Below are 21,099 nucleotides of genomic sequence, written 5' to 3'. Positions count from 1 at the left end.
TCTTTTGGCATTAACATTGATATATTTCGCTATCGAAATTGAAAAAGTGAAAATAATGAAAAGTATGTTGAAAATTGCTGGGGTAGCAGTGGTTGTTTTAATGCTGTCCTCTTGCGTGGTACATGAGCATCATGGAAGAAGAATGCCACCCGGGCATGCCAAAAGGTATTATGGCGGAAGTGCAAGGTACTATGCACCCGGCCAGGTAAAGAAAGTGTATATTTATGACGATCGTGGTCATCATCACAAAGGTCGCGGTCATGGACATCACAGATAAAAAGAAAAGCACTGAATTTTTCAGTGCTTTTTTTATGACTAGTAGTTATAATCTTGATTTTTTCGGATTAAGGAAAGTATTAAAGACCATCACTTCCTGTCCAAATTTTTTCTCAATTCTTTCAGAAATATTTAAAAGTTCACTTTTAATGAAATCTTCACGTAATTCTTCATTATCAAAAATTAACAGGAGATTATAATTTTTGCCTTCCTCGATAAAGTCACTGTGTACCTCAGAAAGAATATATTTGTTGACATCCATCAGGTTTTCAGTCATTAAAACCAATGTTTCATCAATATAATTTTCCCATTCTTCTAGGTTATCTTTCGTGCAGTGGAAAGTTATACTTAATACGCTCATATTTTTATGAATTTTTAAGATTTTTTTGGATAAATTCTACAGCAAAAATCGGCATTTTTTTCGTAAATTAGCCCGTTAATAAAAATTGGAAATAAATAATTTTCAGACTTACAGCTAAGAGTTTGAATATCATTACAATAAAATTTGTTTATGCAAAAAGAAGGAGAAAGACTGATTCCTATCAACATTGTTGATGAAATGAAGTCGTCTTATATCGATTATTCGATGTCGGTTATCGTTTCAAGAGCGTTACCGGATGTAAGAGACGGCTTGAAACCCGTTCATAGAAGAGTACTGTATGGTATGTATGGATTAGGGGTGTTTTCTAACAGAAAATATTTAAAATCTGCGAGAATTGTTGGGGATGTTTTGGGTAAATATCACCCGCACGGAGATTCCTCTGTATATGATGCTATGGTAAGAATGGCCCAGGATTGGAGCTTACGTTATCCTCAGGTAGACGGACAGGGTAACTTCGGTTCTATGGATGGTGACCCGCCTGCAGCAATGCGTTATACTGAGGCAAGATTGAAAAAAATCTCTGATGAGGTTCTTTCAGACCTGGACAAAGAAACAGTTGATTTTCAGAATAACTTCGACGACAGTTTACAGGAGCCGACAGTAATGCCTACTAAAGTTCCCAATCTTTTGGTAAACGGTACTTCAGGTATTGCCGTAGGTATGGCAACCAATATGGCACCTCATAACCTGTCAGAATCTGTAGATGCAATCTGTGCTTATATCGATAATAAAGAAATTACGATTGATGAGCTGATGCAGCACATTATTGCGCCGGATTTCCCTACAGGTGGTATCATCTATGGATATGACGGAGTAAGAGATGCTTTCCATACAGGAAGAGGTAGAGTAGTTTTAAGAGCGAAAGTGAACTTTGATGAAATCGGAAACAGAAACGCTATTATCGTTACTGAAATCCCTTATCAGGTGAACAAAGCTGAAATGATCGCCAGAACAGCAGAACTTGTTAAAGACGAAAAAATCCCTGGTATCCACGAGATCAGAGACGAATCGGATAGAAAAGGACTTCGTGTGGTTTACGAATTGAAAAATGACGCAATCCCGAATGTAGTTCTTAACCTATTATATAAATATACGGCACTTCAGACTTCTTTCAGTGTAAACAATATTGCATTGGTACACGGAAGACCGGAGCAGCTGAACCTTAAAGATATCATTCATCATTTTGTAGAGCACAGACATGAGGTCATCGTAAGAAGAACTCAGTATGAGCTTAAAAAAGCAAAAGAAAGAGCGCACATCCTTGAAGGATTCATGAAAGTGATCGGAACTCAGGATTCTCTGGACAGGGCCATTTCTATTATCCGTCACAGTGCAAACCCTCAGGCTGCAAAAGAAGGCTTGATCGAAGCATTTGAACTTTCAGATATTCAGGCTCAGGCAATTCTAGATCTTAGATTAGCTCGTCTGACAGGGATGGAGCTTGATAAGATCCGTGATGAATATGATGCAATTATGAAAGAAATTGCAAACTTGGAAGATATCTTAGCTAACGAGCCAAGAAGATTCCAGATCATCAAAGAAGAATTGATCGAAATCAAAGAAAAATACGGAGACGAAAGAAGAACTGAAATTGATTACTCAGGAGGAGAAATGTCTATCGAAGATATCATTCCGAATGAATCTGTAGTTCTTACCATTTCTCACGCAGGATATATCAAGAGAACTTCACTTTCAGAATATAAAATTCAAAGTAGAGGTGGTGTAGGAAACAAAGCAGCAACAACAAGGGATTCCGACTTCCTTGAGTATATTGTGTCTGCCACCAACCACCAGTACATGTTATTCTTTACAGAAAAAGGAAGATGTTACTGGCTAAGAGTATTTGAAATTCCTGAAGGCTCCAAAACAGCAAAAGGAAGAGCGGTACAAAACCTTATCAACATCGAACCGGATGATAAGATTAAAGCTTATATCAGAACGAACAACCTTAAGGATTCTGAATATGTAAATCAAATGAGCGTTGTGATGGTAACTAAAAACGGTACAATCAAGAAAACATCATTGGAAGCGTATTCAAGACCAAGAGTAAACGGGGTAAATGCTATCGAAATTAGAGATAATGACCAGTTGTTAGGAGCTTACCTGACGAACGGAAATTCTCAGATCATGATTGCTACTAAAAACGGTAAATGTATCCGTTTCCCTGAAGAAAAAGTAAGAGAAGTAGGAAGAGGATCTATCGGGGTAAGAGGGATCTTGCTTGAAGATGGTGACGAAGCTATTGGTATGATTGTTGTGAACGATGTAGAGAACGAAACAGTACTTGTAGTATCTGAAAAAGGATACGGAAAGAGAACTGCAGTAGAAGACTACCGAATTACCAACAGAGGAGGAAAAGGAGTTATTACCCTGAACATCACTGAAAAAACAGGAAATCTTATCGCTATTCAAAATGTAACAGACGAAGACGGATTGATGATTATCAACAAATCCGGTGTTGCGATCAGAATGGGAATGGATGAAATGAGAGTAATGGGTAGAAATACTCAGGGAGTAAAACTGATCAACCTTAAGAAAAATGACGAAATTGCAGCTATTGCAAAAGTAGAAATGGATAAAGATGTAGAGGAAGATTCTGAAGAACTTGAAGAAACAGAAGAAGGAGTTGTAGGATCGCTATTTGATAACCAGGAAAATGACAATGTAACACCTCAGGCTGAAAATGAAAATCCGGCAGAGGAAAATGAGAATTCTGATTCTGAAGAATAAATTGTACAATTAAATATAAAATAGTTATTATGAAGAAACTAATTTTAGGAATGGCTATCGTGGCATCTGCTTTTGTTTTCGGACAGAAAGATGCAAATGCTCTGAATGCAAAGCTTCAGGAAGCCAACAAAGCAGCTATGGATGCGTATAATGCAAAAAACTATGCAGCAGCAGCACCTAAGTTTATTGAAGTTTATGACTTATTAAAATCCAGCGGCCAGGATAATAAAATATATATGTATTATGCAGGACTTAGCCACGCGTTAGCGAATAACAGTGACCAGTCTATCAAAATATATACAGACCTAGTGAATTCAGGATTTACGGGAGTAGAAACTACTTACACGGCAAAAGAAAAGAAGTCTGGTCAGGTTGTAAATCTTGATAAAGCAACTTGGGAACTTATGAAGAAAAACTCGGATTATACTGATTTCAAAACAGAACAATCTAAGAGTATAGAATCTGATTTATATGAGACTTTGTCATCATTACTTCTTAATGCAAAAAAAGGAAATGAAGCCCTTGTTGTTATTGAAAAAGGCTTAGTTAAATTTCCAAACAATGCAAAGCTTAAAGAAGCTCAGACCACAGCTTATCTTCAGTCAGGAAATACAGATAAATTTATTTCAGGATTGAAAGAGCAATTAGCGAAGAATCCTAATGATCCAACAAACTGGTATAACCTTGGAGTAATGCAAGCTAAAAACCCTGCTACGGTTAATGATGCTTTAGAAGCGTTTAAAAAAGCAATTGAGCTTAAGCCTGATTTCTCTGATGCATATCAAAATCTTGTTTACACTACTATTGGAGATGATGCTAAAGTTGTAGGAGAGATTAATGCATTAAGAAAAGATAAACCAGACGAGGCATCTAAACTGATTGATGCAAGAAGAGAAAGATTCGGAAAAGCATTACCATTTGCAGAAGGATGGTATAAAGCAAATCCAAAGAGCATTGATGCAGTTACTGCCCTAAAAGAAATTTATGTAGTAACTAAAAATATTGAAAAAGTTAAAGAAATGAAAGCTAAAGAAGCTGAACTTACAGCTGCTGGAGCAAAATAATCATTTTTTATAATAACAGATATGAAAAACGGAACAGAAATGTTCCGTTTTTTTATTGTAAACAGAAAATGTTTGTTGAGCTTTTTATCCGGATTCTATGTTTCATGCAGGTGCTTTTAGATCTATTATAATTTGTAAACCTAACAGGTTTTTAAAACCTGTTAGGTTTGATTTATTCACAGTTTCTGTTGAAAATTCTTCATGCCGAATTCATGCATTCAAAATTTGTGTTTTTTATAGATGAACCTTAAATTTCAACCTGAGAATTTCTCTGTAATTCCGTATCTTTGAGAAAAATTTTTATAAGATGATCGAGTGGAAAACCGCCAAGGAATACGAAGATATTACCTATAAAAAATCTAACGGAGTAGCAAGAATTGCTTTCAACAGACCTGAGGTGCGTAATGCTTTCAGACCTAAAACAACTTCAGAATTATACGATGCTTTTTATGATGCCTATGAAGATCCTTCCATAGGAGTTGTATTACTTTCAGGAGAAGGACCTAGCCCTAAAGACGGTGGCTGGGCATTTTGTAGTGGAGGTGATCAAAAAGCCAGAGGACACCAGGGATACGTAGGAGAAGACGGAAGACACCGTTTGAATATCCTTGAGGTTCAGCGTCTGATCCGTTTCATGCCGAAAGTGGTAATCGCAGTGGTTCCGGGATGGGCAGTTGGTGGAGGACACTCACTTCACGTAGTATGTGACCTTACTTTAGCAAGTGAAGAACACGCTATTTTCAAGCAGACAGATGCTGATGTTACTAGTTTTGATGGTGGTTATGGTTCTGCTTACCTTGCTAAAATGGTAGGACAGAAAAAAGCCCGTGAAATTTTCTTTTTAGGAAGAAATTATTCCGCTCAGGAAGCTTTCGAAATGGGAATGGTCAACAAAGTAGTTCCTCATGCAGAATTAGAAGATACTGCTTACGAATGGGCTCAGGAAATATTGGCTAAATCTCCAACTTCTATCAGAATGCTGAAATTTGCCATGAACCTTACAGACGATGGGATGGTAGGGCAGCAGGTTTTCGCTGGTGAAGCAACCCGTCTTGCCTATATGACAGAAGAAGCTCAGGAAGGAAGAAATGCATTTCTTGAAAAAAGAAAGCCCAACTTCGGAGAAGATCAATGGATATCGTAAATATTGTATAGATGTATTCATGTAAAAAAGTATTAATGATATGAGTATCGTTTTTATCATTTTACATGAATACATTTTACATGAATACAAAAAATAATATGACGGATTGGATAAAAGCCGCGAGGCTAAGAACTTTACCGCTTTCCCTAAGCGGGATTATTATGGGGGCTTTCATTGCAAAATGGAGACTTTACGGAGAAGGAGGAACCTGGGACTGGAAAATCCTTGCGCTTGCTCTTTTGGTTACACTTTTATACCAGATTTTATCAAATTATGCCAATGATTATGGAGATGGGGTAAAAGGAACTGATGCCAAAAGAATCAATGAAGCAGAAGCAAGAGCTGTAGCGTCAGGGAAAATTACTGCAAAACAAATGAAGAATGCAGTAATCCTTTTTGCAGCATTATCTTTCATTGCTACCATTGCTTTGCTATACGTAGCTTTCATTCCGAACTATATGAATGAATTTTATATCTTCATAGGACTGGGAGTGGCATGTATTCTTGCAGCGATTGGATATACAGTAGGTAAAAAACCTTACGGATACATGGGATTGGGAGATATCTTCGTGTTTATCTTCTTTGGATTGGTTTCCGTATGTGGAAGCTATTTCTTATTTACAAAAACTTTCAGCTGGGATATATTATTACCCGGAACAGCTGTTGGAATGATGAGTATGGCTGTTCTTAACCTGAACAATATGAGAGATATTGAAAGTGATAGACTATCAGGGAAAAACAGCTTTGCATTGAGAATCGGATTCAAAAATGCAATGATCTATGAAATGGTTCTGTTGCAACTTCCTTTACTACTTATTCTTGTATTTTTAGGAATGAATGGATTTATGCAGCAGCAAAACTATTACGTTTTCATCGTAATGATTCTGTTGTTTCCATTATCAAAACTAAGAAGAAAGATTTTATCTGTAAAAGAACCGAAGGAATTAGATCAATATTTAAAGCAGGTAGGAATCATGACTTTTGTAATGGCTATTCTTACAGCAGCTGGACTTAATTTATTTAACTAATTTAAAAATAAAACACTTATGAATTCCAATGTCTACGTTGAAGCTCAAATGCTTATCAGAAAACCGGTTGAAGATGTTTTTGAAGCATTCATCAATCCGGAAGTGACCACTCATTTCTGGTTTACAAAATCTACCGGAAAACTGGAGGAAGGTAAAACAATTACCTGGGAATGGGAAATGTACGGAGTAAAATCCGAAGTGAAAGTTCACGAGATTATTCCAAACCAACTGATCAGAACAGAATGGGGCGAATCTTCAACACATGTAGACTATGAATTTAAAACCATGGAAAAAGGAACTCTTGTTATCATTAAAAGCTATGGATTCAGCCAGACAGGCGACGATCTGCTAAAAGTAATTAATGACAATACAGGTGGTTTTACGACAGTTTTAGATGGATGTAAAGCTTACCTGGAACATGGGATTAATTTAAGATTGATTGAGGATAAATTCCCATCGAAATAACAAATTAAAGAAAACACGGATGGCACGAATGCTTTCACGAATGTCACTAATCTCATGGTGATCTTTGTGAAATTATTTGAGTCATTTGTGTTTAAAAATTTAAACTAAATTTAAAATGAAAATACAATTCTTAGGGCAAAATTGTTTCCTGTTCACCTACAAGGATAAAACAATTCTGAGCGACCCTTTTTACAACTACAAAAAAGCAGAATCAGGTTTTGATATTGCTGCTCAAAAAATCGACTACATCCTGGTGACCCATGCACATGGTGATCATATTGCTGATGTAGCAGAAGTATTGCAGCATTATCCGGAAGCTACCATCATTGGAGTTCCTGAAGTATGCACTTACTTTCAGCAGGCTAAAAATAGAGACGATGTGAACTTAGGAGGATCGGCAAAAATCGACGATCTTAAAATTTCCATGGTTCCGGCTCACCATACAAGTTCTTTCCCGGATGGAAGCTATGGAGGCGTTCCTGTAGGGTATATCTTCAGACTTCCTGAAGGTAAGAACATCTATTTGGCTGGTGATACAGGAGTAATGGCTGATATGGAGCTGTTCCCGAGACTATACGGAAACATCGACCTTTCTATTCTTCCCATCGGAAGCCACTATACAATGTGCCCTAGAAAAGCTTCTTTTGCAGCAGCAGAGCTATTAAAAACACCGAAAGTAATCGGATGTCACTTTGATACTTTCCCTCCCATTGAAATCAATCATGAAAGTGCACTACAACATTTTGCTGATAAAAATGTAGAACTTGTTTTACCAAAATTAGGAGAGACGTTCGAATTTTAATCAATAACGAAACCGGAGGTAATCTGAAAATTAGAAAAATGAAAATGATGCGTAAGGTATTAAAAACAAAAAAAGATAATTATCAAATTACCTCTCTTCTTACTTTAAACCAAAAAAAAATGGCAAGCTACCTAAATCACACCGCTACGACCGATTACCTTTGCTGCGTTCCCACCCTGGAGGATTCTCAGGAGCTGGTTGTTTAGGACTTGCCGTTGCAAAGGTAGGAATATTTTATAAACTTCAAAACTTTATCAAAGAAAATTAGTTGAAAAAATGCAGTGGTAAAGCTAAACGCCTGACATTTAGAGGGAAAAATTTTCAACTTTTTTTTAAAAATTTAAATATGACGAAAAGTCCATCAACACTAGGAATTATACTTTTTATCGCTACAATGATCGTTTTCTTTGTAGTATATACTTTTTTCTCAGGAATCAATTATTTTGATATCTCTTTGAAAGCCAATGCTTTTGTTTTGCCTCTTTTATATGCCGGAGTTGCTTTCTGGTCTGTAAAATCGTTTTGGAACAACCATAGAGTCGTAAAATTTAAGGAAGCTTTTAAAAGAGCATTCGTTCCGATGTTCATCGGAGGAATTCTTTCCATTTTCAGTATTTATGCTTTTTTAACTTTTGTAGATCCTGCAGCTAAAAGCCTGTTGAACTATCAATATGTTCAAAGACAAAAATCAGAACTGGATACAGAATATACTTCGGCAAGAAAAATTCTGAAGCATCAGAAAGATATTGATGAGCTGGATCAGAAATACAAAGAAAGATTGCAAAGCTTCACGCCAGAGGCGGTTAAAGGAAAAGATATGCTTACGGCAAGTCATTTTTCAGGATATTTTGCAGCAATTCTTATATTTTACGTAGTTTTGTCGGTGTTTTTCGGAGCGTTTTTCAGAACAAGAACGATACATCAACCCGAAGAAACAAATGAAGCCTAATTTTTATTAAAATTAAATGAATTTATCTATAGTTATTCCGTTACTGAACGAAGAAGACTCTCTGGAAGAGCTTTTTTCAAGAATCGATAAAGTATGCACAACCAGCAATTTATCTTATGAGATCTGGTTTGTAGACGATGGAAGTACGGATTTGTCGTGGAGTATTATTGAGAATATGAAAGTTCAGTATCCTCAGATCCACGCTATTAAATTTTCCAGAAATTATGGAAAATCTCAGGCACTTCACGCTGCTTTTGAAAGAACAAACGGAGATGTAGTGATTACCATGGATGCCGATTTACAGGATTTCCCTGAAGAAATTCCGGAATTGTATAATATGGTGATTCATGATAATTATGATATCGTTTCCGGTTGGAAAAAGAAGCGTTTTGATAATGTGATGACGAAAAATATTCCGTCAAAATTATTCAATGCAGCGGCTAGAAAAGTTTCTGGAGTTTATCTTCATGATTTCAATTGTGGTTTGAAAGCCTACAAAAAACAGGTGGTAAAATCTGTGGATGTTTATGGAGATATGCACCGTTATATTCCGGTATTGGCGGCTAATGCAGGTTTCAGAAGAATCACGGAAAAAGAAGTACAACACCAGGCAAGACCTTACGGAACTTCAAAATTCGGAACTGAAAGATTTGTAAGAGGTTTCCTGGATTTGATAACCCTTTGGTTTGTAAGTCGTTTTGGAGGACGACCAATGCATTTCTTTGGAGCTGTAGGAACTTTAATGTTTATTGTTGGTTTTCTTTCAGCACTTTGGTTAGGGATTTCTAAACTGATTGATGTGGCAAGAGGAATTTATGGACATTTGATTACTAATAACCCTTGGTTCTTTATTGCATTAACAATGATGATTTTGGGAAGCCTTCTGTTTGTAGCAGGATTCTTAGGAGAAATGATTATCAGAACCAACCGCGAACACAAGAATTATAATATTGATGAAGTAATATAATTTTTAAACACTAATGACGCGAATGTTTCACAAATGACACTATGCATGTTTGTGATATTGGTGAATAAAATTAGTGTACTTAGTGGTTTTAGTTTAAACACTAATGACGTGAATTCTTCACAAATGACACTATTGGTATTTGTGATATTAGTGTATAAAATTAGTGTACTTAGTAGTTTTTAATAAACCGCAATTAATAATAACTTCATCTTAATAAATAAAAGCACTCTGTCAACAGAGTGCTTTTTTGTAATTTTATAAAAACTTTTAACTTAAATGTTTCCACTCAAATCAATCCTTTTTTATTTTCTTTTATTCCTTGTAATTTCCTGCTCATCCAATAAACTTTCCTGTTCATGGGAGTTTATTGATATTTATGATGGAGAGATCCGTCAGACAGACACTTTGAAAAATAAGACAAACAATTCCAGATACGGAACAGGAATTCTGACCTTCTATCAGGATAAAACTTTCACTTCAATGGGGAACAATGGAACTTATAAGATAGAAAATAATCTGTTGAAAATGAAGTATAATGACGATGAAAATATAACCCCAATGAAAATTTCCAGTGTAAGTAAAAATTATCTTCTTTTATTTTCAATGGCGGGAAGTCCTAAAACCTGGTTTTATAAAAAAGTAAAAGGAATTGATAATAAGAAATAGTCTTTCCTGAAAAAGCAAAAAATTGAAAATTATCAGGTATTTTATTGTCAAAAGACAAAGATTTTTAGAAATTTTAATCCTATTTTTGTTCAAAATAATATTGAAAGTCCTGTGAGAGACCTGAAAAAAAGCTTTCAGAGATTTTCAGTAAAGATCGTTACGATTATAATATAGAATATTTAAAATTAAATATGAAAAAAGTTGTATACACATTGATGCTGGTGGCAGTAGTTTCCTGTGGAAAAGTTTCTCCAAAAGGAAATATTGAAAAGAAAGATGTGGATGTTTCGGAATTCGTCAACCTTGACCTGGAAGGTAAATTCCGTGTGTTTTATGCCAGAGGTCCGAAAAATTTTGTAGAAATAGAAACCTATCCGAATGTAGCAAGCAATCTGGATGTGGATGTAAAAGATAAAACCCTTTTCATTAAAGAAAAAAGAGGGACCAAAGGGGTAGATTTTTATAATGTGACGATTTATTCAAAATATAATCTGGAAAAAGTTGCTGTTTCTGATTCTGTGGAAGTTAATATTTCAAGTGAAATCAAAACAGACAATTTCAGGCTTAATATGAAGAATAATGCAAGCTTCATGGGATCGGTGAATACCAGAAGAGCAGAAGTGGAAATGCATAACAGAAGCCGCGCCAACTTTTTGGGATTGTCTAAAGATGCGGTGATAAAGATTTCAGATACAGCAAGTTTAATTGCCCCTTACTGGAAAATTACCAATTTGAATATTGATTCTAAAAATGGAAATTACGCAGAAGTAAATGTAAAAGATTCTTTAAAAGGACATATTCAGAATACTGCAAAATTTATTTATTACAACGATCCTATCAGAGCGTTCAAAATTGATAAAACGACGAAAGTCGAAAACAAAAAGCTGGATTAAAAAACAGCACTATTTAAACTAGAAACTAGGAACTTTACAAACTATAAAAGAACAACAATACAAATATGAATACACTAGAAAAAGCGAAACTTTGGTTAAGTGATACCTTCGATAAAGAAACGAGAGATGCTGTGCAGAGTTTGATCGACAGCAATTCCCCTGATCTGGAAGATTCTTTCTACAGAGAACTGGAATTCGGTACAGGAGGTATGCGTGGGATAATGGGAGTAGGAACCAACCGCTTGAATAAATATACATTAGGACAGGCTACTCAGGGATTGGCTAATTATATGCTTCAGCAGTTCAAAGGAGAAGAGATTAAAGTGGCCATCGCTTATGATGTTCGTAATAATTCAAAAGAATTCGGGAAACTGGTAGCAGATGTTTTGACAGCTAACGGAATTAAAGTACTACTTTTCAAAGATCACAGACCGACTCCTGAATTGTCTTTCACGGTACGTGATAAAAAATGTAACGGAGGAATTGTATTGACAGCTTCTCACAACCCGCCAGAATATAACGGTTATAAAGTATACTGGAATGATGGAGCACAGATTGTTCCACCTAATGATGAAGCGATTATCAATGAAGTATATTCTGTAAAATTCGAAGAAATTAAATTCAACGGAAATGATGATCTGATCGAATGGATCGGAGAGGAGCAGGACGATGTATATATTGATGCCTGTATTGAAAACTCTACGTATCAGAATGTTGGAAAAGAAAATTTAAATATTGTTTTCACCTCTATCCACGGAACAACGTATACTACGATTCCGAAAGCTTTAGAAAAAGCAGGATTCAAAAAAATAGATCTTGTAAGAGAACAGATGATCCCAAGCGGAAATTTCCCTACCGTAGATTCTCCAAACCCGGAAGAACCTGCAGCATTGGAAATGGCAATGGATCTGGCAAGAATTACCAATGCTGATATCGTGATCGGAACGGATCCGGACGGAGACAGATTAGGGATTGCAGTAAGAAACCTTGATGGTGAAATGCAGTTATTGAACGGTAACCAAACCAATACAATTCTTACGTATTACATTCTGAATGAGTGGAGAAAACAAGGGAAAATTACCGGAAAAGAATTTATCGGTTCTACCATCGTAACTTCAGATATCTTCTTTGATATTGCGCAGAAATTCGGAGTAGAATGCAAAGTAGGACTTACCGGATTCAAATGGATCGGAAAAATGATCCGCGAAGCAGAAGGAACACAGAAATTTGTGTGCGGTGGCGAGGAAAGTTTTGGATTTATGACCGGAGATTTTGTTCGTGATAAAGACTCTTGTGGAAGTATCCTTGTCGCTTGTGAAATTGCTGCATGGTGCAAAGCCAACGGAAAAACTATGTACCAATACATGATCGAAATCTATGAAGATCTTGGAATGTATTATGAAGGATTGATCAATATCGTAAGAAAAGGAAAAGAAGGCGCTGAAGAAATTCAGAATATGATGAAAGACTTCCGTGAGAATCCTCCAAAAGAACTGGCAGGTTCATTAGTAGAAGAAGTGAAAGACTTTAAAGAACAGACAAGCCTTACCATTTCTACGAACGAGAAAAAAGTAATGAATGATATTCCGAAGTCTAATGTTTTGATATATTACACACAGGATGGAACAAAAGTATGTGTAAGACCTTCAGGAACAGAACCAAAAATCAAGTTCTATGTTTCAGTGAAGGATTCCATTACTTCAGAAGCTGATTTCAGAGACAAATTAAAATCATTGGAAGCTAAAATAGGAGCCGTTAAAACAGATTTGAAACTGGATTAATGCGCTGAAATACAGCAGATGATAAAAAGAATTATAGCAATATGCATACTCTCTGCAGCCGTAGTTTCCTGTAAAAAGGAAACTGCAGTTTCAGAAGTAAAACCGGTAAACGATTCGATTCCCAAAACTGAATCCAAAGAAGATCAGTACAAGCCGCTAGACACAGCTTGTTCGCCCACCAACAAAACGGAGGATTATATCACATCTCTTCAATGGTATCGTACCAAAACTGAAAAAGAGATGGCTGGAAACAGTCCGGAACAGAATGACAAAGTATACGAAGACTATTTAAAAATAAGAGGAAAGTATACCGAATGTCTGATGAATCTTCATACCGATGTTCTGGATAAATATGTGAATTATTATAATTACGAGAAGGATCAGTACAATTTTCCGGATAACGTTAAAAAAATAGCTTCAGAACTCAAAAAAGCAGGTCTTGAATTCAGAGAAGTGGGAGAAGGGATAACTGAAATATGGACCATTCCGGGATATTATTCTTCTCTTTTTAAAAATAAACTGACTCCGGATTATGAAGCTTATATTTCACAGACCGATAAAGAAAGTGAAACCAATTATGCCGCAGATGCAGGATTGATTATCAGCTGGGAGCAATTAGGTAATAGATTGATTTTCTGGGAGAATTTTATGAATAAATATCCTGAAAGCAAGCTGATAAAGACTGTAAAACAAGACTATAACTACTACCTGTCCGATTATCTTCTGGGAATGGATAATACACCAACCTACGAAAGAGATCAGGACAAAGGAACCGGAAAACTAAACGATGAAAACAGAGCGGAGTTCAACAGGATCGTCAAAAAATATCCGAATTCCAATACGGCAAAAAAAGCAAAAGAAGTAATGATCCTTTTTGATGCACAAACACCCGTAGATCAAATAGATGAGAGAATCAATGGAGAACGATAATATAAATTTAAAATAAGAAAAAGTGAAAGTTTCAAAATTAGCAGCGAACCTGATCGGTTCTGAAATTGTAAAAATTGGTAACGAAGTAAATGATCTAAAAGCAAAAGGAGCGGAAATTGCCAATCTTACTATTGGTGATCTGAATTCTAATATCTATCCTATTCCAGCATTGCTGAAGGAAGAGATTCAGAAAGCATATCAGAATAATCTGACGAACTATCCGCCTGCCAACGGACTTTTATCTTTAAGAAAAGAAGTTTCCAAAGACCTTAAAAAAAGATGGAATCTTGATTATTCTCCTGAGGATATCCTGATTACTGCCGGATCAAGACCTTTGATCTATGCCGTATACAAAACCATCGTAGATGAAGGTGATAAAGTAGTATATCCTACACCATCATGGAACAACAATCACTATGCTTATCTTACTTCAGCCAACGCTGTAGAAGTGAAAACAAAACCGGAAACCAATTTCCTTCCGACTGCTGATGATTTAAGACCTCATTTGGATGGAGCTGTATTATTGGCATTGTGTTCACCATTGAACCCTACAGGAACAATGTTTACAAAAGAACAGCTTTCAGAAATCTGCGAACTGGTCATTGCTGAAAACAAAAAAAGAGGAGCAGATGAAAAACCGTTATACTTAATGTATGACCAGATCTACTCTTGTCTTACATTCGGTGCTGAGCACGTAGATCCGGTTTCTCTTTTCCCTGAAATGAAAGACTACACCATCTATATCGACGGTATTTCAAAATGCCTTGCAGCAACAGGAGTACGTGTTGGATGGGGATTCGGGCCTGCTCATATACTTGATAAAATGAAGGCACTTCTTACTCACGTTGGAGCATGGGCACCAAAACCAGAGCAGGAAGCAACGGCCAAATTCTATGAAAATTCAGAGAATGTAGATACTTTCGTGAACGATTTTAAAGCTAAACTTGAAAACAGTTTAAAAGTACTTCACAACGGAGTTCAGGATTTAAAAGGAAAAGGATTGGCTGTTGACAGTATTGAACCAATGGGAGCTCTTTATCTTACTATTAAATTAGACTATATCGGGAAAACAAAACCAGACGGAGCTGTACTTGAAAACTCTTCAGACCTTGTATTCTACCTAATTAACGAAGCAGGAGTGGCTTTAGTACCATTCTCAGCTTTCGGAGAAGAAAAATCAGAACCTTGGTTCCGTGCTTCTGTAGGAGGATTGGCTGTAGATGAGATCAAAGTAATGCTTCCAAAACTGGAAAGTGCTTTGAACAAATTAAAGTAATCTTTACATAAAATATAAATGCTTCGACTCTGTCCGGCATGGCATCGTTAAAATATATCTTTTAGTATTAGCAATGTCACGCTGAGCGGAGTCGAAGCGTTTTTACACACCCTATAAAACCATGAAACTTCCGCAGAAATCTTTTCTTGAAACAAAATATGTGTTTTTTTCAACACTGGCGATCATTACAGTAGTAATCTTAAGCGTTTGGCTTTCAGGAAAAGCAGATCATCGTTCCCTTTTTCAGAATTCAATCTTATCAACTTCTGTTTTGGCTGGAGCATTTTTCCTGTTTATTAGTATAGGACTCTATTCTGGTTTAAAATTAAAAGATAACGTAGGAAATATTTTAAACAAAGAAAGAATACAAAGATATGCTGATAAAACACCGAAATTTGATGGTTTTGAGTTTGATCCACCAGCTGTAGGTGATGGAATAGGAGGTGTTATTTTATCAATTCTTTTATGGATTGTAATTTCTATTCTGCTTATTTTTCTTTCCTATTTTTTCGGTCTCTTCTTTTGGTCAGCAGTATTCTTGCTGGGTGCTATTTTGTACTGGATTTTTTTCAGAGCTTTGAGATTGGTTTTCAAAAACTCAGCAAAATGCAAGGGCAATTTGCTAAAAAGTTTTGGGTTCGGACTTTTCTATTCTTTTCTTTATATTTCCTGGATGTATGGAATTATTTTTCTGATCAAATATTTGAATTGAAGCTGTGTTTTTTCATCAAAAAATTAAATAAATATTAAAAGTTAAACATCAACTTTGCAGGATACTCAACAAGGGGTTATCTTTGAAACTTTTACACCCCTGAATATAAAAGTTGAAAATTACACGATGAAAAAACTGAGATTTCTACTCTTACCAGTTTCAATATTGGTATGCTCACAAGAGGTTGATACACTGAAGGTAAAAGAGTTTCCCAAGGAACCAGAATTACCAAAAGTACAAACCTACACTTTAAAAGACGGATCTGTCCGCACCTATCCGAAACCTAAATTACTGGATTTTGTAACCAAATTACCCAGAAACTTTATCAACACCAATAAAGATTTTGTAGCCAAAGATCATGCTTATTATCTGGGAGGAGCTGTTGCCGCTACGCTGATTCTTCTGCCATTTGATCAAAAGCTGATAGACAACTCAAGAGAACTGGCTGAACAATGGGGAATGGATAAAGATAATAACTATCACAAAGTAGGAGGCGTTTTTAAAGTCCCTAAAGATGTCGGATCTGCACTGTACCTTATAGGAAATGGCTCTACATTAGTATTATTAGGTATTGGTTTCGGAACGTATGGATTGATTAAAAATGATTACAGAGCACAGGCTACAGCGAGCGGTTTGATGGAAAGTTTAATTCTTTCCGGAGTTTTCACCCAAACCCTTAAAAGAATTACCGGAAGAGAAAGCCCGTTTATTGCCGAAGAATACGGACACAAAGGAGGCGCATGGAATCCGTTTCCAAGTTTCTCTGCATTCAGTAAAAATACCTCGAATTATGATGCAATGCCGTCAGGACATTTAACCACCTTCATGGCTGGAATCACTGTGATTGCAGATAACTATCCGGATGCCAAATGGATCAAGCCTGTAGGATATACACTGGCAGGAGCATTATGTTTTCAAATGATGCAGAGTAAAGTTCACTGGGCTTCAGACTATCCGCTAGCCCTATTAATGGGATATTTTATAGGAAAAACCATATCAAAAAGCAGATACACTTCTTCAGAAGGAACAATCGGAAAAACAAAATATAGTCTCAACTTCATTGCATCCCGCCAATGGGAATACAATATGGTAGGAGTAAAACTCTCTTTTTAAACTCTGAAATCTCTGTTTTGTAGAGGAAATAAGATACTTTTCACTACATTTGATCTCAGGATAAAAGGTGTATCCGGACTTTTATAAATGCCGGAATGAAACCTTCTGATTTAAAAAGAATTACTTAATATTGTATTGAATGAAAATAATCGCTGTCATCCCTGCCCGCTACGAAGCAAGTCGTTTTCCAGGGAAACTAATGCAGATTTTAGGAGAAAAAACCGTGATTACCACAACCTATCAGAATGTAGTGGAAACCGGATTGTTTGATGAAGTATTTGTCGCCACAGACTCTGAAATTATTCTTGATGAAATTGTAAAAAACGGAGGAAAAGCCGTAATGACAGGACAGCACGAGACTGGAAGTGACCGTATTGCTGAAGCAGTACAGAATATAGACTGTGATATCGTCATCAATGTTCAAGGGGATGAGCCCTTCCTTAAGTTAGAACCTTTACGTCAGCTGATTGAAGTTTTCAGAAATGATAACCAACAGGAAATATCTTTAGCTTCTTTAAAAATACAGCTGCATGAAAAAGAAGAAATTGAAAACCCGAATAACGTAAAAGTGATTACTGATAATAATGGTTTTGCTTTGTATTTCAGCCGTTCTGTAATTCCTTTTCACAGAGAAGTTTCTTATGATGTAAGTTATTTTAAACATATTGGAGTATATGCTTTCAGAAAAGAAGCGCTGTTGCAATTTTCAAAACTGGCTATGAAGCCATTGGAAATATCAGAAAAGATTGAATGCATCCGTTATCTTGAATACGGAATGAAAATCAAAATGATAGAAACCAATTTTGTGGGAGTAGGCATTGATACTCCGGAAGATCTGGAAAAAGCCCGGAAGTTAATTTAAAATCAGAAGAAGCAGCAAAACAAATTAGCCTTTTAGTTGTTTTGCGTTTTTGCAATTTTACATAAATCCCCCTATATTTGAATTTATAAATAAAATTAATGAAGAAGTTATTATTAGTATTTGGACTGATATTTTCACACGTGATATTCGGACAGACCGCAAAGGAAATTATTGACAAAAACATTGAATTATCCGGAGGGTTAACCAATTGGAAACTGTTAAACTCAGTATTGCTTCAGGGAAAAGTAATTTTGGGAATTAAAGATGAATATCCGATAAGAATTTTCCAGCAACGTCCAAATCTTACTAAAACATTGATTACGACCGGAGGAAAAGAAACCGCAATTGAAGGTTTTGATGGTACCAAAGGATATGCTATGAATTATGCTGCCAATAAACTTCAGGAATATCCTGAATATGTGCCGGAAAGCTTTGATAATGACTTCATTGATTGGGAGAATAAAGGATTTGATGCCAAATACCTTGGAAAAGAAAAAGTAGGAGAGATCTACTGTCATAAGGTAGAACTTACCAAGAATGTGAATAAGAATATGTATTATTTTGATACAAAAACTTATATGCTAATCAAAGAAGTGAAAAAAGATGAAACATTGATCTATTCTGATTTTAAAAAAGTGGGAAACATTATAATGCCTTTCAGAATTGAATCTTCAAGTGCTAAAAAAGATGGAGATTATGTGATGTTATTAAACAGAGTAGACATCAATAAAGTATTCCCGGCTAATATTTTTAAGTTTTAATTCAACTGCAGTCTTCTGCATAAACTTATAAGACATGAAAAAGATTTTTTTACTGCTGCTTTCTTTCATGGCATTTCTGCAAAGCTGCACCAACCAAAAAAGTGAAATTTCTAAAGCTAAAACCACAGAACTTATGGGAAAAACAATATATGACTTCAAAGTAGAAAGTCTTGATGGCAAAGAAATCAATTTTGCAGATTTCAAAGGAAAAAAAATCCTGATCGTCAATACCGCTTCAGAATGTGGATTTACCCCACAGTATGCAGATCTTGAAAAGGTATACGAACAATATAAAGATAAATTGGTAGTGGTAGGTTTCCCTGCCAATAATTTTGGTGGACAGGAACCTGGAACCAATACTGAAATTGGGGCTTTCTGCCAGAAAAATTATGGCGTAACATTCCCGATGGCTGCTAAAGTTTCTGTGAAAGGCGATGATACAGCACCTATCTTTAAATTTTTAACAGAGAAGGAACTGAACGGAGTAAAAAATACAAGCATCCTTTGGAACTTTACGAAATTTCTGGTAGATGAAAACGGAAAATTGATTGACACTTTTGTAAGCACTACAAATCCTACAGATCAGGCGATTACAAAATATCTGAAATAATAAATTATTACATGGATTTTCCGGATAGGTTTGAAGCTTGCATTGTTAGCGGAGCAATTGGAGATGCGTGGGGAAGCAGCTATGAAAATGAAGTTGAAACTGATGATTCACTGATTTATTATCTTGGAAAAAAGAATATAAAGCGAAGAGTTTGGAGTATTACGGATGATACACAAATGACTTTGGCAACTTGTGAAGTTTTGTCTGAAGGCAGCTTTACTCCTGAAAATCTTATCAATAAATTTTTAGAATATTACAGAAGCCATAAATTAACAGGAATTGGTGCTTCTACACTTAAGGCAATTTTAGATACAGAAGCCGGTATTCATTGGAGTCAGGCTGGTAGAATTGGAGAGTTTGCCGCAGGAAACGGAGGAGCGATGAGAATTGCTCCTTTTGCTTTTTTTTCAGATATTACAAGACAAGATGTTTACGATGCTTGTAAGGTAACACACAGAAATGATGAAGCCTTTTCTGGAGCTTTGGCTGTTTTTCTTTCTATAAAAGCAATCCTCAATTCTGATTGGGATGGAAACAATAATCTTTTTGATATTATTATTCCAGAAATTCCTGATACCAATGTAAGAGATAGATTAATCGAAATTAATTCAACAGGAAATAATTCTTCAATTTCAGAAATATCAAAATTGGGTAATAATGGCTATGTTGTTAATTCAGTTCCTTTTGCAATTTACTGTTCAACTAAAATTATTGATTTAGGTCTGGAAGAAATGTTGAAACAAATTATCAGTTCGGGAGGAGATACAGATACCAATGCTTCAATTGCTGGACAAATTGCAGGAACATTGATCGGAACTGAAAATATTCCCCATGAATTAATTTTGAAACTAAAAAAACTACCGGATTATAAATGGATCAAGCCAATTATTGATGCCACAAAACAGAAAATCAGTTGAAATATTATCCATTGTTTTTCTCTGCAAAACAGAAAATATTCCCCAGTTTAATACTAGAGTAGCCATTACTTTTTATTTTTGAAGAATTAATCATTGCCTTTGCTAAAATATCTGTTGGCAGAGGTTTTTGACTTTCTAATAACCCAAGTTTATTCGCAAATTTAATAATGCGGCTTCCCAATACTTCTCCGGTTCTCTCAGAATCTTTTCGTTCAAGCATTCCCGGTTTGAAAATAGTGATCTTATTGAAATGTAACTGTTTTACAGCTTCTTCCAGTTCACCTTTCATTTTAGAATAGAAAATTTTAGACTGTGGATTGGCTCCGTAAGCCGATACCAGAATATAATCTTCTACTTCATTCTCTTTTGCAGCTTTCGCAAATTCATACTGATAATCAAAGTCGACTTTCTTCTGGGCTTCTTTGCTTCCGGCATCCTTTAAAGTCGTTCCCAGACATGAAAACGCCACATCTCCTTTCACCATCTCTTTCCATTCCTCCGGTTTTTCAAAATTCACCACATGAACTTTCAGCTTATCATTCTGAATATCGACAGGTTTTCTGACAAAAATATCCACTTCATCAAACTCTTTGTCATTCAATAACTGATTGACAAGATCTTTTCCTGTGGCACCTGTAGCACCTATTACCAGAGCTTTCATAATAATTGCGATTTTGTGAGATTATTTCTTTCTTAAATTTACTAAATTTGAATTAAAGATTCAAGAATTAATTTGATCATTACCCATTACTTATCACTCATTACTCATAT

Annotated in this window: 22 protein-coding genes and 1 other RNA gene; 20 read left to right on the top strand and 3 right to left on the bottom strand. The window is 35.7% G+C overall.

The window, feature by feature from the left end; translation table 11 throughout:
• Nucleotides 1-4: 4 nt before the first annotated feature.
• Entirely contained in the window at nucleotides 5-277 is a 273-nt protein-coding gene (locus ACMA47_RS13745) for a hypothetical protein (protein WP_238590628.1), read from the top strand.
• Between the two features lie 45 nt (nucleotides 278-322).
• On the opposite strand, the gene ACMA47_RS13740 is transcribed toward ACMA47_RS13745, so the two are convergent.
• Nucleotides 323-637 (bottom strand): DUF4286 family protein, encoded by a 315-nt coding sequence (locus tag ACMA47_RS13740; protein WP_034697690.1) that lies wholly within the window; start codon nucleotides 635-637, stop codon nucleotides 323-325.
• A 150-nt stretch (nucleotides 638-787) separates the two neighbouring features.
• Between ACMA47_RS13740 and gyrA the strand changes: the two genes are divergently transcribed.
• From gyrA to ACMA47_RS13710, 6 genes are all read left to right on the top strand, one after another.
• Nucleotides 788-3,388, top strand: a complete 2,601-nt coding sequence (gyrA, locus tag ACMA47_RS13735; protein WP_413930221.1) for a DNA gyrase subunit A — start codon at nucleotides 788-790, stop codon at nucleotides 3,386-3,388.
• A 29-nt stretch (nucleotides 3,389-3,417) separates the two neighbouring features.
• Nucleotides 3,418-4,452, top strand: a complete 1,035-nt coding sequence (locus ACMA47_RS13730; protein WP_413930220.1) for a tetratricopeptide repeat protein — start codon at nucleotides 3,418-3,420, stop codon at nucleotides 4,450-4,452.
• 307 nt (nucleotides 4,453-4,759) lie between these two features.
• The gene (locus ACMA47_RS13725) at nucleotides 4,760-5,596 is read left to right on the top strand and encodes a 1,4-dihydroxy-2-naphthoyl-CoA synthase (RefSeq protein ID WP_034697698.1); all 837 of its coding nucleotides are present in this window, start codon (nucleotides 4,760-4,762) and stop codon (nucleotides 5,594-5,596) included.
• A 98-nt stretch (nucleotides 5,597-5,694) separates the two neighbouring features.
• Entirely contained in the window at nucleotides 5,695-6,624 is a 930-nt protein-coding gene (gene menA, locus ACMA47_RS13720; protein WP_413930348.1) for a 1,4-dihydroxy-2-naphthoate octaprenyltransferase, read from the top strand.
• Nucleotides 6,625-6,642: 18 nt separating this feature from the next.
• Nucleotides 6,643-7,089, top strand: a complete 447-nt coding sequence (locus tag ACMA47_RS13715) for an SRPBCC family protein (protein WP_413930219.1) — start codon at nucleotides 6,643-6,645, stop codon at nucleotides 7,087-7,089.
• 115 nt (nucleotides 7,090-7,204) lie between these two features.
• Nucleotides 7,205-7,891 (top strand): metal-dependent hydrolase, encoded by a 687-nt coding sequence (locus ACMA47_RS13710; RefSeq protein WP_413930218.1) that lies wholly within the window; start codon nucleotides 7,205-7,207, stop codon nucleotides 7,889-7,891.
• Between the two features lie 117 nt (nucleotides 7,892-8,008).
• Here the strand turns inward: ACMA47_RS13710 and ffs are convergent.
• Nucleotides 8,009-8,106, bottom strand: an RNA gene (ffs, locus tag ACMA47_RS13705) — signal recognition particle sRNA small type.
• Between the two features lie 131 nt (nucleotides 8,107-8,237).
• Between ffs and ACMA47_RS13700 the strand changes: the two genes are divergently transcribed.
• The 13 genes from ACMA47_RS13700 to ACMA47_RS13640 all read left to right on the top strand — a co-directional run bounded on the left by ACMA47_RS13700 (nucleotide 8,238) and on the right by ACMA47_RS13640 (nucleotide 20,328).
• Entirely contained in the window at nucleotides 8,238-8,840 is a 603-nt protein-coding gene (locus tag ACMA47_RS13700; RefSeq protein ID WP_413930217.1) for a DUF4199 domain-containing protein, read from the top strand.
• 16 nt (nucleotides 8,841-8,856) lie between these two features.
• Nucleotides 8,857-9,807 carry a glycosyltransferase family 2 protein gene (locus ACMA47_RS13695; RefSeq protein WP_047425488.1) on the top strand — a complete coding sequence of 317 codons (951 nt, stop codon included), beginning with the start codon at nucleotides 8,857-8,859 and terminating at the stop codon, nucleotides 9,805-9,807.
• A 276-nt stretch (nucleotides 9,808-10,083) separates the two neighbouring features.
• A complete protein-coding gene (locus ACMA47_RS13690) occupies nucleotides 10,084-10,473 on the top strand; it encodes a hypothetical protein (protein WP_413930216.1) in 390 nt (129 codons plus the stop codon).
• A gap of 191 nt (nucleotides 10,474-10,664) precedes the next feature.
• Nucleotides 10,665-11,366: a GIN domain-containing protein gene (locus tag ACMA47_RS13685; RefSeq protein WP_413930215.1), complete on the top strand. Its 702-nt coding sequence runs from the start codon at nucleotides 10,665-10,667 to the stop codon at nucleotides 11,364-11,366.
• A 65-nt stretch (nucleotides 11,367-11,431) separates the two neighbouring features.
• Nucleotides 11,432-13,147 (top strand): phospho-sugar mutase, encoded by a 1,716-nt coding sequence (locus ACMA47_RS13680; RefSeq protein ID WP_413930214.1) that lies wholly within the window; start codon nucleotides 11,432-11,434, stop codon nucleotides 13,145-13,147.
• Between the two features lie 18 nt (nucleotides 13,148-13,165).
• Entirely contained in the window at nucleotides 13,166-14,077 is a 912-nt protein-coding gene (locus ACMA47_RS13675; RefSeq protein WP_413930213.1) for a hypothetical protein, read from the top strand.
• A 22-nt stretch (nucleotides 14,078-14,099) separates the two neighbouring features.
• Nucleotides 14,100-15,353 carry a pyridoxal phosphate-dependent aminotransferase gene (locus ACMA47_RS13670; RefSeq protein WP_114822330.1) on the top strand — a complete coding sequence of 418 codons (1,254 nt, stop codon included), beginning with the start codon at nucleotides 14,100-14,102 and terminating at the stop codon, nucleotides 15,351-15,353.
• A gap of 121 nt (nucleotides 15,354-15,474) precedes the next feature.
• Nucleotides 15,475-16,065 (top strand): hypothetical protein, encoded by a 591-nt coding sequence (locus ACMA47_RS13665; RefSeq protein ID WP_413930212.1) that lies wholly within the window; start codon nucleotides 15,475-15,477, stop codon nucleotides 16,063-16,065.
• 126 nt (nucleotides 16,066-16,191) lie between these two features.
• On the top strand, nucleotides 16,192-17,178 hold the full coding sequence (locus tag ACMA47_RS13660) for a phosphatase PAP2 family protein (RefSeq protein ID WP_413930211.1): 987 nt from the start codon (nucleotides 16,192-16,194) through the stop codon (nucleotides 17,176-17,178).
• A 139-nt stretch (nucleotides 17,179-17,317) separates the two neighbouring features.
• The gene (gene kdsB, locus ACMA47_RS13655) at nucleotides 17,318-18,040 is read left to right on the top strand and encodes a 3-deoxy-manno-octulosonate cytidylyltransferase (protein ID WP_413930210.1); all 723 of its coding nucleotides are present in this window, start codon (nucleotides 17,318-17,320) and stop codon (nucleotides 18,038-18,040) included.
• Nucleotides 18,041-18,138: 98 nt separating this feature from the next.
• A complete protein-coding gene (locus ACMA47_RS13650) occupies nucleotides 18,139-18,801 on the top strand; it encodes a histidine kinase (protein ID WP_413930209.1) in 663 nt (220 codons plus the stop codon).
• Nucleotides 18,802-18,835: 34 nt separating this feature from the next.
• Nucleotides 18,836-19,411, top strand: coding sequence for a glutathione peroxidase (locus ACMA47_RS13645; RefSeq protein ID WP_413930208.1), 576 nt, complete (start codon nucleotides 18,836-18,838; stop codon nucleotides 19,409-19,411).
• An 11-nt stretch (nucleotides 19,412-19,422) separates the two neighbouring features.
• The gene (locus ACMA47_RS13640; protein ID WP_413930207.1) at nucleotides 19,423-20,328 is read left to right on the top strand and encodes an ADP-ribosylglycohydrolase family protein; all 906 of its coding nucleotides are present in this window, start codon (nucleotides 19,423-19,425) and stop codon (nucleotides 20,326-20,328) included.
• Between the two features lie 4 nt (nucleotides 20,329-20,332).
• On the opposite strand, the gene ACMA47_RS13635 is transcribed toward ACMA47_RS13640, so the two are convergent.
• On the bottom strand, nucleotides 20,333-20,989 hold the full coding sequence (locus tag ACMA47_RS13635) for an NAD(P)H-binding protein (protein WP_413930206.1): 657 nt from the start codon (nucleotides 20,987-20,989) through the stop codon (nucleotides 20,333-20,335).
• Nucleotides 20,990-21,099 lie beyond the last annotated feature (110 nt).

It is taken from the genome of Chryseobacterium sp. T20 (assembly GCF_047345655.1).
In the GTDB taxonomy this organism is placed as follows: domain Bacteria; phylum Bacteroidota; class Bacteroidia; order Flavobacteriales; family Weeksellaceae; genus Chryseobacterium.
Note: the sequence above shows the minus strand (reverse complement) of the source record. Positions and strands in the feature narration are given on the sequence as shown.